Below are 13206 nucleotides of genomic sequence, written 5' to 3' on the forward strand. Positions count from 1 at the left end.
ATGGTCCCGAGGTTCCCGAACATGCACAACGCCGCTCAGCGACCGCCGGCCACCCGCAGGGTGGTGCCGGTGACGTAGGACGCCTCGTCGCTCATCAGCCAGGCGACCGCGTCGGCGACCTCGTGCGGCTCGCCCGCGCGGCCCAGCGGCACCAGCGGGCCGACCCGGTCCACGCGCCCGGGCTCACCCGCGTCGGCGTGGATGGTCGTCCGGATGATGCCCGGCGCCACCCCCACGACGCGGATGCCCTCGGCGGCGACCTCCTGGGCGAGCCCGACGGTCAGGGCGTCGACGCCGGCCTTGGCCGCGGCGTACTGGACGTACTCCCCCGGCGCCCCGAGCGTGGCCGCGCCGGAGCTGATGTTGACGAGCACGCCGCCGCGGCCGCCGTACGACGTGCCGAGGGCGCGCACCGCCCCGCGGGCGACCAGCAGCGCTGAGGTGAGGTTGAGGTCGACGGTCGCGGCGACGACGTCGGGAGGCGTCTCCGCGAGCGGCCCGATGTGCAGCGTGGCGCCGGCGTTGTTGACGACTCCAGTCAGCGGGCCCGCGGCGGCGAAGAGCCGGGCGACGCCGTCGGGGTCGGTGAGGTCGGCGCGGACGACGGCGCAGCGGACGCCGGCGTCCTCGACGGCGAGCCGCGTCTCCTCGGCGGCGGCGTCGTCGCGGGTGTAGCCGAGCACGAGGTCGTGGCCGGCCCGGGCCAGGCGCAGCGCGATCGCGGCGCCGATGCCGCGGGTGCCTCCGGTGACGAGCGTGGTGCTCATGGCGCCAGCTCGAAGTCGGCGAAGTCGAAGCCCGGCGAGACCAGGCAGCTGACCAGCGCGTCGCGCGAGTCCGGGAGGGTGCGTTGCCAGGTGCCGGCCGGCACGAGCACCTGCGGCGTCACCGCGTCGACGACCTCCTCGGTCGCCCGACCGGGGGTCTCGCCGCTGCCGCCGAGCTCGAGGGTGACCGCACCGGCGTGCGCGAGCCAGAGCTCGTCGGAGGCGACCCGGTGCCAGGCGGAGCACTCGCCCGCCGGCAGCAGGAAGTAGATGAGGGTCGCGGTCGGGCGGACCCGGCCGTCGTCGAGCGTGACGCTCACCGGGGACACCCACGTCTGGCGGTACCAGCCGCCCTCGGGGTGCGGCTCGAGGTCCAGCGCCTCCGCGAGCGGCGGCCGGCCGGTCATGCGTCCGCCCCGTGGAGCCGCGCGTGCAGCGCGCGCACCTCCGCCTCGAGCTCGGGAGCCGGTCCGTCGACCGGGATGCCGGGGGCGACGTCGTTGACCGCGAGGGGGCGCACCGGGCCGGGCGCGACGCCCCACTCACGCAGCCAGCCGACCAGCTGCGCGGTGGACACGGCGTACACGATCCGGCCCAGGCCGACCCACGCGTGCGCCGCGCTGCACATCGCGCAGTGCTCGCCCGAGGTGTAGACCGTGCAGGCGGCGCGCATCTCGGCCGGCAGGTGCTGGCCGGCCCACCGGGCGATGTCGAACTCGGGGTGCCGGGTCTGGTCGCCGTCCTTGACCCGGTTGCGGTCGGCGTAGAGCACCTCGCCGGCGCCCGAGACGAGCACGGAGCCGAAGGGCTCGTCGCCGTCGTCGAGGGCCTCGCGGGCCAGATCGACGCAGTGCCGGAGGTGTCGGAGGTCGGTGGCGGAGAGGCTCACGTGGCGAGTCTGGCAGGGCGGGGCGGTCTACGGCTCCTGCCCCGTGGACTCGCGGACCCAGCGCAGCAGCGCGACGGCCGCGAGCTGCGAGGAGACCTCCAGCTTGCGGAGCACGTTGCGGGCCTGGGTCCGCACGGTCGACGCGGCCACCTGGTCGATGCGGGCGATCTCGTCCACGGTGCGGCCCTGGCTCAGGTGCTCGAGGATCTCGCGCTCCCTCGGAGCGAGGCGGAGCAGCCGCTCGAAGCACTCCTCGAGCGCCTGGGCGCGCGCGGCCGCGGACCCGCCGGCGTCGCCGTCGTCGACGCCGTCGCCGTCGGGGACCACGCCCTGCGCCGCCAACGAGACGACCTCGACGAACCGCTCCAGGGACTCGTTGCGGCCCACCACCCACGCCGTCCCGGCGCGGCGCAGCAGGCGTCGGCGCACCGGGTCGTCCACGTGCCCGGTCAGACCGATCGTCGGGATGCCGGCACCGTTGACGGCCTCGATGAGGGCGAGGCGCTCCTGCAGGGGCCCCTCCGACTCCACGCCGACGACGACCGCTGCCGGTGGCGCGTCCCGCAGCTGCACCACGATCGAGCGTGACGGCTCGGCGACGTAGCGCGCGTGGTACTCCGCGGCCTCCAGCACGTGGCACAGCGCCTCGGCGAGCGCGACGTGGCGCTCCAGCACGAGCACCCGTGGCCGCCGAGCCGAGGCGTGCTGGTGCTGTGTCCCGGCGCGCGACGGCGCGCGCGCCTCGTCTCCGCTGGCCCCCACCAGTCCCCCTTCGGCCGGCGCCGAACCCCCGTACGACGCCGCATCCGGGCAGCTCGTGCCCGGACTGGGAACCAGTACACACGCCAGACCGCCGGAAAGTGGGCTATCCCCCAAAACTGGGTAAAGCCGTGACCGATCCTCAGGACGGGGGTTGGACCGGTCGATGGAAGGTCTATGACCATCACCGCCCCCTACAGAGGTCTCGGAGGTCCGGCCGAGATGACGCAAGCACGGGTTCGCGTCGCCACCGTCCACGACGAGTGCAGCCTCTCCCTGCAGCTCGCCCTCCTGGACGCCATCGACGGGGTCCTGCGCGACTTCGGCGTCGACCGGGCGTGGATCGACACCGCCACGACCAGCGGCATGGTGGTGCTCGCCGAGGGGCTGCCGCGGGACCCGGCGCCCGACTGCTGAGCGCCGCTACGCTCCGAGTACCGAGACCGAGCTCGGCACGGCGACCCAGGGAGGCCCGATGCAGACCGAGATCATGTACGGCCCGGCGTACTCGGCGGCGAAGGTCGTGCTCAGCGCCGGCGAGACCGTGCGCGCCGAGGCCGGCGCCATGCTCGCGATGTCACCCGGCATCGCGATGGAGACCTCGACCCAGGGTGGTCTGCTCAAGGGGCTGCGACGATCGGTCCTCGGCGGCGAGTCGTTCTTCATGAACACCTTCACCGCGCAGGCCGACGGCGCGGAGCTGTGGCTCGCGCCCGCGCTCGCCGGCGACGTGGTCGCCTGGCCGATCACCGGCACCCTCTTCGTGCAGTCCGGCTCGTTCCTCGCCTCGTCACAGGGCCTGGAGGTCGACTCGACGTGGGGCGGGTCCAAGACGTTCTTCTCGCGCGAGGGGCTCTTCATGCTCCGGATCAGCGGGCAGGGCGACGTCGTGCTCTCCAGCTACGGCGCGATCCACGCGATCGACCTCCAGCCGGGCCAGTCCTACACCGTCGACACCGGCCACATGGTCGCCTGGACCGAGGGCGTCAACTACGCGGTCCGCAAGGTCGGCAACTGGAAGTCGACGTTCTTCTCGGGTGAGGGCTTCGTGGTCGACGTGACCGGGCCGGGGCGGATCTACATCCAGACCCGCAGCCAGGACGCGTTCCTGGACTGGCTGATCCCCAACCTGCCGCAGAGCAACAACACCTAGGCCAGCAGCGCGCGCAGGGTGAGCGTCCCGGCCGGGAGCCCGTGCCGGTCGTAGTAGTCGAACATCGCCGTCAGCCACGGGTGCTCGCGCGGGTCCGGGCCGCGCTCCGCCGCGACGCCGGCCTCCTCGGCGAGCTCGCGCACGGTCGCGCGCCGCGAGGCGAGCTCGTACGTCGCGCCGTCGTGGCCGTCGGCGAGCAGCACGGTCGCGGCGGCGGCGCCGAGGTCGGCGAGGTCGAGGAAGCCGAAGGGCGCGTCCACGTCGTACGGGACCCGCACGGTGGCGGAGAGGTCGAGGTTCTGCAGGTAGACGCCGGGCTGGAGGATCGTCCAGGCCAGGCCGGAGCGGCGCACGAGGTCCTCGGAGACGGCCTTGCCGAGGTGGTGCGGCAGGTCGGGGAGGTAGGGCGAGGCGACCGAGTGGTAGACGACGCGACCGACGCCCGCGGCCGCGAGGGCGGCGAGGGCGTCGGCGACGTAGGTGGGTTCGTCGGGGTGCAGGTTGGGCGCGATCAGGTACGCCGCGGCGCACCCGGCGAGTGCGGAGGGCAGGTCGGCCTGGTCGGCGCGCCCGAGCGGGACCGCCTGCGCCGAGCGCTCGGTGAGCGCGGAGCAGACGGCCCGCCCGGTCTTGCCGTGGCCTCCGAGGACGGCGACACGGGTCACCGCACCAACCTAGACGCCGGCCGACCGGCCGTCAGGCCGTCACCGGGTGGGCTGCTCCTCGTCGAAGCGCGGGTCGGCGAGGAAGTACTGCGCCACCAGCCCGGGCCGCTTCTTCGGCTCGGGAGCCGGCGTCGGGACCATGCGGTTCTCGGCGGTGTCCCAGAAGCCGTCGACCGCGTGCATCACCCGCCGGGCGACGAGGCCGAGCAGGCCGGTGTGCGGGGTGTAGGGGTGGGGCCGGCTCGGGGCGGCGAGCTCGGCGGCGTACAGGCGCTGGGTCAGCAGGTCGATCTCGTCGTCGTCGAGGTTGTCGCTGAGCCGGTCGCCGAGCACCTCCTCGTGCCGGCGGTGGTCGGCCATCGCCGTCTCGACCTCGCCCCACACCTGCGGCCAGGAGTAGGACGTCTCGTAGACCGAGCCGAACTCGTGGGCCTTGACGTGCGCGAGCACCACCTCGAGATCCTTGCTCGAGCGGAGGTAGTCGTGGACGAGCGCGCCGCCGTCGGGCACCTTGCGGCGCGCGGGACGCAGCAGGACCGCATCCACGGCGTGCAGGTGCTTGCTGGCGCTCGACAGGAACCCGTCGATCCGGGCGTGGCCGTCGCGGGGCCGATCCCGCGAGACCGCCATCTCCCGAGCATCGGCGAGCCGGTCCGAGAGCCGGTCGTGGGTGTGCTGGATCGAGTTGCGAAGGACAGCGGTCGTGCCCATCGGCATCACCTTCTTCAGCGCCGTACCGCCATGGTGCGCCTGCCAGGTGTCGGGGACAAGGGCGCCCGATCGGGAGGCCGCCGACCTGCGGTCGGACACACGAGGCGCGGAACGGGGGACGTCGGGGTCCCGGCGGAGATTCTGATTCACCTGGTGGATCAAGATCTCCGGTCTAGCTGGGTCTGTCCCGTCTGGTCGGGATTGCGGTGGCGGGAGCGCGGACACCCACCAGTCGCCGGGTTGGTTGGCCGGTCCCAGTCGGACCCACCGGTCGAGCCAGGTGCGGCACGCGGGCGGCTGGACTGGTCGCCGGAGCGGAACCAGTGCGACCTACGTGGCGGCCGCGACGTCCACGCGCCCCGTCTCGCGGCTCACGTGCGACTCGACGTACCGGGTCGCTGCCGGAACGTCGCTGGCGTCGACTCGCAGGGTCATCCCATAGATGTCCGCGATCCACACGCTGCGCAATCTGAACCGCTCGCCGGCATCCCGAATCAGTCTCGTCTTGGCCTCGGTGACCTCGCCGTACTCGTCGACTCCCAGCTCGAAGCTTCCAGATCGCACAGTCACTGGACCCTCTGCTTCGCGATACCGGTCGGCCGCCGCGAAGACCTCGTCGTAGCCACTTGGGGCGGCGAGTCTGACCTCAACCGACTCAACCAACCTGTCTTCGTCGCCGAACCGGTACTTCGTGAGCTCGCGGCGGTAGACAGCGAGGGCCGCGTCCTCCTGGGCCTCGACCAGGTCGTCGACCGCCTGTTCCTCCACCTCCTCGACGCGGACACCCTGGCGCGTGGCAAGGACGGAAAGCCCGTGGAGACCCCGCAGAACGACCTCGACTGTCGAAACCACCTCGTCGTCGACGTCCTCGGAGTATGCCTCCAAGACGTCGAGGATCTCAGCTTCGGTCGAGTCGGACTCCATGACGACGCGCACGTCGATAGGAACTTGGATCAGGAACGGCAGGGTGTCCGGGGACTCCATCTGTGATGCACGTACGGTGACGACTCCCGGCTCGTTCTCGACTCGTGCCTCGGCTTCCGCGATCGATGTCGTCCCGCAACCGGACAGGACCGCCAGCGCCGCTGTCCCGGCGGCCACGCGGGTCAGGAGCCGCAGCGACATAGAGGCATCCTGGCAGCGGTTGGCGGGTCGCGCTGCCGAACGCGTCGCGACCCTTCACGAAGGCAGCGGCTCGATGAGGTGCATCCCGCGGCACGTGTGGACGCTCCCGAGAGGTCCCAGCCGGGATTCTGTTGGAGTACGCCGCGATGAGCATCAACGCGGTGCCCACCTCCAGTGCAGCGGCGAGGACCGAGGCGCCAGCGACGTTGCGCGACCCAGTGCCCTCCGTTCAGCTGCCGGCGATGGTGGTCGCACCCGCACCCACCGCTCGCGGGCCTCTCTCAGCCGCCGGCGGCCTGACGTCGCGCCCGGCGACGGAGCCGCCGGGCGCGGACCTCCGGGTCGAAGGTCTCGCCCTGGTGCCTGCCGAAGGAGAACCGCCCGGTCTTCTCGGTGTGCGGCTTCTCGACCACACCCCGCTCGAGGACGACGATGCTGTCGTAGAAGTGCATCGACTTCGTGGTCCGCGTGAACTCGTCGACCGCCAAGCGGTCGTCCCTCGAGTGCCAGGCGTTCAGCTGGTCGGTCAGCCCCTTGGCGTACACCATGAACGTGCCCGGCCGCTGGTAGCCGCCGCCGAACTTCGGCCAGTAGCTGGTGTGCAGGTCCTCGATGAGGAAGCACCCGTCGGGTGACATCCGCGGGTAGAGCTCCTCGAACGTCGCGATCTGCTGCTTCATCCTGTGGCCGCCGTCCTCGATGAGCACGTCGACCGGGCCGACCCGGTCGGCGATCGAGCGCAGGAACGTGCGGTCCTGCTGGTCGCCGATGAAGATCTCGGTGCCGGGTCCCCCGAGCTCGGCGCACCTCGGGTCGATGTCGACGCCGTAGATCCGCGCGTCGGCGCCGAAGTAGTCACGCCACATCTGCAGCGAGCCGCCGTGGCTGACACCGAACTCGAGGACCGTCACCGGCTTCCCGCGGAACCGCTCGAAGTGCCGGTGGTAGATCTCGAAGTAGTGCACCCACTTGTGGATCAGCCGGCCCTGGTTGGCGCGGAAGTACTGCTCGAGCGGGTTCGGGTCGGTCATGGCCCTCCCTCGGTGCGGGTCGTCAGCCTCCTGCGCAGCGTAGCGATGCCGCTCAGACCAGGTCGACCGCCGCGTACGCCGAGCCGTCGGCGGCGAGCGCGGCATAGCCCGGCCCGCGGTCGAAGAACGCCTCGCTCGGGGCCGGTCGGTCGGCGCGCTCGGCGGCCGTCGCGACCTCGTCGAAGGACAGCGAGTCGTCGTCGAGGGAGCCGGTCAGGACCACGCCGTACGACGCCAGCGCGGCCGCTGGCGACACCTTGCGCCACACGACGTCGCGGACGACGAGGGCGGGGTCGCGCTCGAGCGGGTTGCCCCATCCGCCACCACCGGTGGTGCGGATCCGGACCACCTCGCCGGCCTTGATCGGCTCGGCGTCGGCGAGGGCGTCGACCTCCCGCTCGGCCGGCCCGCCGGGGTCGATGGTGACCTGGAAGGGCTGGCCGGCCAGGCCGCCCTTGACGCCCCAGCAGGCCAGGATCGACCGGTCCGCGATCGACATGAAGTGACCGTCCTTGAGCATCCGGATGTGCTTCTCGTAGCCGAGGCCGCCGCGGAAGCGGCCCGCTCCCCCGCTGTCCACGGCCAGCGACAGCGACTCGACGCGGAACGGGAAGCGCGCCTCGGTGAACTCCGTGGGCAGGTTCCGCGAGTCGGGCACGACGTGGATGGTGTCCTCGCCGTCGGCGTAGTAGCGGCCGCCGGAGCCGCCGCCGAGCACCTCGCGCATGAGGTAGGGCCGACCCTCGAGGTCCTCGCCGTAGACCCCGGTGTAGCGGATCGTCTCCTGGTCGGCGGGCATCCGGCCGTCGACTGCCTTGGCGACGACGCCCGCGAGCACGCCGAGCAGCCGCAGGATCACGAACGTGCGGGCGTTGGTCGGCGCCGGGAACACCGGCGTGAGCAGGGTCCCGGGCTCGGGGAAGCGCATCTCGATGAGCGGCACGATGCCCTCGTTGACGTCGAGCTCGGCCATCCGCTCCGGGCTGTCGGCGAGGTTGCGCAGGATCGGCGCGAGCCACTTCTTGAGGAAGACGCCGTCGCTGTAGTCGCCGCAGTGGTTGATCGGCCCCTTCGCCTGCGGCGAGGTGCCGTCGAAGTCGAGGATCAGCCGCTCGCCGTCGGGATCGTCGGCCGCGGTGCGGGTCAGCGTGATCCGCTGCGTGTGCAGCATCGGCTCGTCGACGCCGTCGTGCTCGGCGTAGTCCTCCCACACCCAGGAGCCGACCGGGATCTGCGACAGGATCTCGCGGCGGTAGGTCTCGGTGGTGCGGCTGATGATCGCGTCGAAGCAGGACTCGACCGTCTCCACGCCGTACCGGTCGAAGAGCTCGCCGAGGCGACGCGCGCCCATCAGGCACGCGGAGCACTCGGCGTCGAGGTCGGCGGCCAGCGACTCCGGCATCCGGGAGTTGCGGGTCATGATCGCCAGGGCGGCCTTGTTGGGCACGCCGGCGTCCCACAGCCGGATCGGCGGGACCATCAGGCCCTCCTCGAAGACGCTGGTGGCGTTGGAGGGCATCGAGCCCGGCACCGCGCCGCCGATGTCGTCGTGGTGGCCGAAGGCCTGCACGAACGCGACCACCGTGCCCCCGCTGAAGACCGGGACCGTGACGCAGAGGTCCGGCAGGTGCCCGATGCCGCCCTCGGAGCGATAGACGTCGTTGTGGAAGAAGACGTCGCCCTCGCGCATCTCCTCGATCGGGAAGTCGCGGGCGACCGGGTGCACGAGCGCGGAGTACGAGCGGCCGGTCAGCTTGCGCAGCAACCGGTCGTGGATGCCGGCGCGGAAGTCGTGGGCGTCGCGGATCATCGGGCTGCGGCTGGTGCGGCCGATCGCGGTCTCGACCTCCATCTCGACGCTCGCCAGCGAGCCCTGGACGATCTCGACGAGCACCGGGTCGGCGCTGGCGCCGGCGTCGGCGGTCAGGTGGCCGAACGGGAACTGGGTCGGGGCGCGGCGGCTCATCGCTCGTCCTCCTGGACTCGGGTCACGATCAGGTTCAGGTACTCGTCCACGCGTACGCCGAAGCCGGGGTGGATCGGGACGGTCGAGCCGAACTCCTCGATGATGGCCGGACCGACGACGACCGTGCCGGGCCTGAGGTCGCTGCGCTGGTGGAGCGGCGTCGCGACGTACCCGACGGCAGCGTCGAAGCAGACCGGTCGCGTCGGCAGGTCGGGAAACGAGAAGGAGTCGACGAGCGGGTGCCTCCGGATCTCGGGCCGCTGGATCGGGCCGATGCCGGAGACCCGGAGGTTGACCCACTCGACCTGCTGGCTGGTGTCGCCGGAGAAGTCGTAGCCGTAGAGCGCCTTGTGCTCGGCGTGGAAGGCGTCGGCGACCGCGCGCGGGTCGAGCTCGCCGGCCGCGACCGGCACCCGGACCTCGAAGGCCTGGCCGAAGTAGCGCAGATCGGCGGTCCGGACGAACTGGTGCTCGGCCGGGTCGAAGCCCTCCTTGGCCAGCGCCTCGGCCGCCTGCGCGGTGAGGTCGTCGAAGATGCCCACGACCGCCGCGGCGTCGAGCCTGTCGGCGAGGGTGACGTGCGTGCGGACGTAGTCGTTCTTGACGTCGACGGTGAGCAGGCCGAACGCCGAGACGTTGCCGGGGTTGGGCGGGACCAGCACGGTCGGGATGCCGAGCACGTCCATGAGCCGGCAGAGCAGCAGCGAGCCGGAGCCGCCGAAGGTCGTCAGCGTGAAGTCGCGGACGTCGAGGCCGCGCTTGACGGTGACCTGGCGCAGCGCGTTGGCCTGGTTCCAGGCGGAGATCTCGAGGACGCCGGTCGCGCAGGCCTCCGGCGTCAGGCCGAGCTGCTTGGCGAGCGCCTCGATCCCGGCGCGCGCCGCGTCGACGTCGAGCGGGATCTCGCCGCCGAGCAGGTGCGGCGGGATGCGGCCGAGGACGACGTGCGCGTCGGTGATCGTGACCTCGGTGCCGCCCTTGCCGTAGCAGAGCGGGCCGGGGTCGGCGCCCGCCGACTGCGGACCGACCTTGAGCGTGCCCTCGGCGCTGAGCCAGGCGATCGAGCCGCCGCCCGCTCCGACGGTGACGACGTCGATCATCGGGATCTTCGAGGGGAAGGCGCCGACCGAGCCCTCGGTCGTCAGCGTCGGCTCGCCGTCGATGACGACCGAGACGTCGGTGGAGGTGCCGCCGCCGTCGCTCGTGAGGACCCTGTCGAACCCGGCGACCTTCGCGATCAGCGCCGCACCCAGGGCGCCCGCGGCCGGCCCCGACAGCACGGTGGTGATCGGCTGGTGGACGACCTCGTCGGCCGACAGCACGCCGCCGTTGGACTTCATCACGTAGAACGGGATCACGCGGTCGTCGTACGACGTCAGCCGCGCCTTGATGTTGTTGACGTAGGCCGAGAGCCGCGGCTTCACGGCCGCGTCGACGAGCGTCGTCATCGCGCGCTCGTACTCGCGGTACTCGCGCAGCACCTCGCTCGATAGCGACACGATCGCGTCGGGGTGCTCCTCGGCGAGGATCGCCCGCATCCGCTCCTCGTGCGCCGGGTTCGCGTAGGCGTGCAGGAAGCAGACCCCGAGCGTGGTGATGCCCTGCGCCTTGAACCAGCGGGCGGTCGCGCGAGCGCCGTCCTCGTCGAAGGGCCGCACCTCGTCGCCGTCGACGTCGAGGCGCCCCTCGACGCCCCTGACCCGGTCGCGCGGCACGATGCGGTCCGGCTTCACCCAGAAGTAGCTGTTGCCGTAGCCGTCGGGCACCGACTGGCGGGCGATCTCGAGCATCGCCTCGTAGCCGGTGTTGGTGATGAAGCCGAGCCGGTCGACCTTGCCCTCGAGCAGCTGGTTGGTGGCGACGGTGGTGCCGTGGCTCACGGCGTCGATGTCGGCGCCGGTCGCGCCCAGGAGGCGGAGCACCTTGTCGATCCCGGCAAGGAACCCGTCGGCCGGGTTGCTCGGCGTCGACGGGGTCTTGGTGGTGACCAGCTCCCCGGTGTCCGGGTCGTTGGCGACCACGTCGGTGAACGTGCCGCCGGTGTCGATGCCGATCCGGATCCGTCGCTGCCCTGGCATGACGACGATTCAACCGGGCACGAGACGTGCGGGCCACGGCAGAGGTTGCCGACACACCGGTGGTCCTCCGGCAACCTCTGCCAGCGGCACACTGGACCGATGCGGATCGTCATCGAGGGCCGTGACCTGCCGGGCCGCACGTTCGCGGCGTACGCCGACGTGCACGTCGCGCTCCAGGTCGGCTCGGAGCCGGTGGGCGCGGTGCCCGGCGACGCGTCGTCGGCGCGCTGGGAGACCGAGGTGCAGGCCGTCGACGGCGACCTGCGCGGGCCGGCGGTGCACGGGCGGCGCGGCGAGCGGTTCCTCTACCTGACGTGGGGCGCGCCCACCTCTGAGGGGTGGGACATGTTCCGGCGCGCGAAGCTGATGCTGGCCGACGCGCCCGTCGTCGCGGACGGCACGGTGGTGGCGACCGTGTCGCTCACCGACGAGCAGGGTGGCCCGCGGTGTGCCCGCGTCCGCCCGCCCGCCATCGAGTGGCGGGCCAGGCCCTAGGCGTCGAGCGCGCGCTCGTTGTAGACGCCCGCCTCCTCCTGACCGGTGAGGGCCTGGATGGCGCGCATGATCTCGTCGGTGATCTCGCGGCGCGCCTTGCCGGGCGGCACGCCGTCGTACCGGCCGGCGACCTCGATCGGCTCGCCGAACCGCACCGTCACCGGGACGATCCGCGGCAGCCGGGCACCGACGGGCTGGAGCTTCTCGGTGCCGGTGACCCCGACGGGGACGACCGGGCAGCCGGCGGTCAGGGCGAGGTGCGCGACACCGGTGCGGCCGCGGTAGAGCCGGCCGTCGCGGGAGCGGGTGCCCTCGGGGTAGAGCCCGAACGCCTCGCCCCGGCCGAGCACCTCGAGCGCGGTGTCGAGGCTGCCGAGTGCGGCCCTCGGGTCGTCGCGGTCGACGGGCAGCATGCCGATGCCCTCGAACCACAGCTTGCTGAGCCGGCCGCGCACGCCGGTGCCGTTGAAGTAGTCGGACTTGGCCAGGAAGGCGACCTTGCGCGGCGCCACGATCGGGATCACCAGCGAGTCGGCGAAGCTCAGGTGGTTGCTGGCGAGGATCACCGGGCCGGTGCGGGGCAGGTTCTCCAGACCCGTCACCGTGGGTCGCCAGATCGCCTTCGAGACCGGTGCCACGACCGTGTGCACCACCGTGTAGAGCTCCACCCCGCCAGTGTCGTGGTTACCGACGGGTCCTCCGAACCGAGGAGCCCCGGAAATAGGCGAAGGGCCCTCGGAAGTATGAGTTCCAAGGGCCCTTCAGTTGACCGGTACCGGTGACGCTCCCGATCGACTGCTCCTCGACTCCGGCCCCAGCGGACGCCGTCACCTCGCCGCTGCGACGCTTCCCCGGCAAGCCGGTTCCGCATCGTGTGGACCCTCATCTCCGAGCTGTCCCGCCTTCCCTTGCGGGAGGGCGTGGGAGAAGTTCTATGCCCTGCGTCACACGCCGCGCAAGACCTGGGGCGAACATTCCTTCGGTTCCACCGGAAATCGCCGGGTCATCCACAGAACGGGGGGCCGTTGTCCACAGAAATCGCTCAGATCCCCACAGCTGAGCGGCACTGCCACCCGGTGGTTGAAGCGGCGCCAGGGCGCCTTCCTCCACCACCGAAGCCCGGAAATGGGCGAAGGGCCCTTGCGAGTATGAGTCGCAAGGGCCCTTCAGTTGACCGGTAACGGTGACGCTTCCGGTCGACACACTCATCGACTCCGGTCCCAGCGGCCTCGTCACCCAGCCGCCGCGGCGGCCCTCCGGCAAGCCGGCGGACCTCCGTGTGGACCCTCGTCTCCGAGCTGTCCCGCTCCCCGTTGCCGGGGTGCGTGGGAGAAGTTCTATGTCCTGGCCGGGGCCGCGCGCAAGGGCTATGGCCAACAAACTCCTGGTTCCACGGAAACTCGCGGTCGGTCCACAGCTCGACGGCCCGCGGTCCACAACATCCGACCCACATCCACAGGTTGTCCCCAGACCCTGTGGAGAACTGGCGGTCGGCAACGGTGCGGCGCGGGCCACAGCCCACCCCACGTGACAAGCCCCCGCAGGCTTTGGTTAGGTTTGCCTTACC

General features: G+C 71.9%; 14 protein-coding genes. 3 read left to right on the top strand and 11 right to left on the bottom strand.

The annotated features are described in order from the left end of the window. Positions 1–35: 35 nt before the first annotated feature. The 4 genes from HZF07_RS09075 to HZF07_RS24375 are packed head-to-tail and all read right to left on the bottom strand — an operon-like array spanning position 36 to position 2418. The gene (locus HZF07_RS09075; RefSeq protein WP_157341062.1) at positions 36–767 is read right to left on the bottom strand and encodes an SDR family oxidoreductase; all 732 of its coding nucleotides are present in this window, start codon (positions 765–767) and stop codon (positions 36–38) included. Further along, on the bottom strand, positions 764–1174 hold the full coding sequence (locus HZF07_RS09080) for a cupin domain-containing protein (protein ID WP_157341064.1): 411 nt from the start codon (positions 1172–1174) through the stop codon (positions 764–766). Before HZF07_RS09080 ends, HZF07_RS09075 begins: the two co-directional genes overlap by 4 nt. After that, positions 1171–1656, bottom strand: coding sequence for a nucleoside deaminase (locus HZF07_RS09085; protein WP_181644968.1), 486 nt, complete (start codon positions 1654–1656; stop codon positions 1171–1173). The genes HZF07_RS09080 and HZF07_RS09085 overlap by 4 nt, the downstream gene beginning before the upstream one ends. Before the next feature lie 27 nt (positions 1657–1683). Beyond that, positions 1684–2418, bottom strand: coding sequence for a helix-turn-helix transcriptional regulator (locus HZF07_RS24375; RefSeq protein WP_157341066.1), 735 nt, complete (start codon positions 2416–2418; stop codon positions 1684–1686). 219 nt (positions 2419–2637) lie between these two features. Here HZF07_RS24375 and HZF07_RS09095 point away from each other — a divergent pair, with 219 nt between their 5' ends. Both HZF07_RS09095 and HZF07_RS09100 read left to right on the top strand, forming a co-directional pair. After that, positions 2638–2832, top strand: coding sequence for a hypothetical protein (locus HZF07_RS09095; RefSeq protein ID WP_157341068.1), 195 nt, complete (start codon positions 2638–2640; stop codon positions 2830–2832). Positions 2833–2890: 58 nt separating this feature from the next. Beyond that, positions 2891–3568 (top strand): TIGR00266 family protein, encoded by a 678-nt coding sequence (locus HZF07_RS09100; protein ID WP_157341070.1) that lies wholly within the window; start codon positions 2891–2893, stop codon positions 3566–3568. Here the strand turns inward: HZF07_RS09100 and HZF07_RS09105 are convergent. The 6 genes from HZF07_RS09105 to HZF07_RS09130 all read right to left on the bottom strand — a co-directional run bounded on the left by HZF07_RS09105 (position 3565) and on the right by HZF07_RS09130 (position 11144). Beyond that, the gene (locus HZF07_RS09105) at positions 3565–4233 is read right to left on the bottom strand and encodes an SDR family oxidoreductase (protein WP_181644969.1); all 669 of its coding nucleotides are present in this window, start codon (positions 4231–4233) and stop codon (positions 3565–3567) included. The two genes, HZF07_RS09100 and HZF07_RS09105, sit on opposite strands and share 4 nt — an antisense overlap. Positions 4234–4272: 39 nt before the next feature. After that, positions 4273–4944, bottom strand: a complete 672-nt coding sequence (locus HZF07_RS09110; protein ID WP_157341072.1) for a hypothetical protein — start codon at positions 4942–4944, stop codon at positions 4273–4275. Between the two features lie 330 nt (positions 4945–5274). Further along, complete coding sequence (locus HZF07_RS09115; RefSeq protein WP_157341074.1) at positions 5275–6069, bottom strand: hypothetical protein; 795 nt, start codon at positions 6067–6069, stop codon at positions 5275–5277. Between the two features lie 281 nt (positions 6070–6350). Continuing rightward, a complete protein-coding gene (locus HZF07_RS09120; protein WP_157341076.1) occupies positions 6351–7100 on the bottom strand; it encodes a class I SAM-dependent methyltransferase in 750 nt (249 codons plus the stop codon). Positions 7101–7152: 52 nt separating this feature from the next. Beyond that, the gene (locus HZF07_RS09125) at positions 7153–9066 is read right to left on the bottom strand and encodes a hydantoinase B/oxoprolinase family protein (protein ID WP_157341078.1); all 1914 of its coding nucleotides are present in this window, start codon (positions 9064–9066) and stop codon (positions 7153–7155) included. Further along, on the bottom strand, positions 9063–11144 hold the full coding sequence (locus HZF07_RS09130; RefSeq protein WP_157341080.1) for a hydantoinase/oxoprolinase family protein: 2082 nt from the start codon (positions 11142–11144) through the stop codon (positions 9063–9065). The genes HZF07_RS09125 and HZF07_RS09130 overlap by 4 nt, the downstream gene beginning before the upstream one ends. A gap of 99 nt (positions 11145–11243) precedes the next feature. Between HZF07_RS09130 and HZF07_RS09135 the strand changes: the two genes are divergently transcribed. After that, positions 11244–11639 (top strand): DUF5990 family protein, encoded by a 396-nt coding sequence (locus HZF07_RS09135; protein WP_157341082.1) that lies wholly within the window; start codon positions 11244–11246, stop codon positions 11637–11639. On the opposite strand, the gene HZF07_RS09140 is transcribed toward HZF07_RS09135, so the two are convergent. Further along, the gene (locus HZF07_RS09140; protein WP_181644970.1) at positions 11636–12307 is read right to left on the bottom strand and encodes a lysophospholipid acyltransferase family protein; all 672 of its coding nucleotides are present in this window, start codon (positions 12305–12307) and stop codon (positions 11636–11638) included. The genes HZF07_RS09135 and HZF07_RS09140 overlap by 4 nt on opposite strands. Positions 12308–13206: the final 899 nt, after the last annotated feature.

Source organism: Nocardioides agri (assembly GCF_013778305.1).
GTDB classification, from domain to species: Bacteria; Actinomycetota; Actinomycetes; order Propionibacteriales; family Nocardioidaceae; genus Nocardioides; species Nocardioides agri.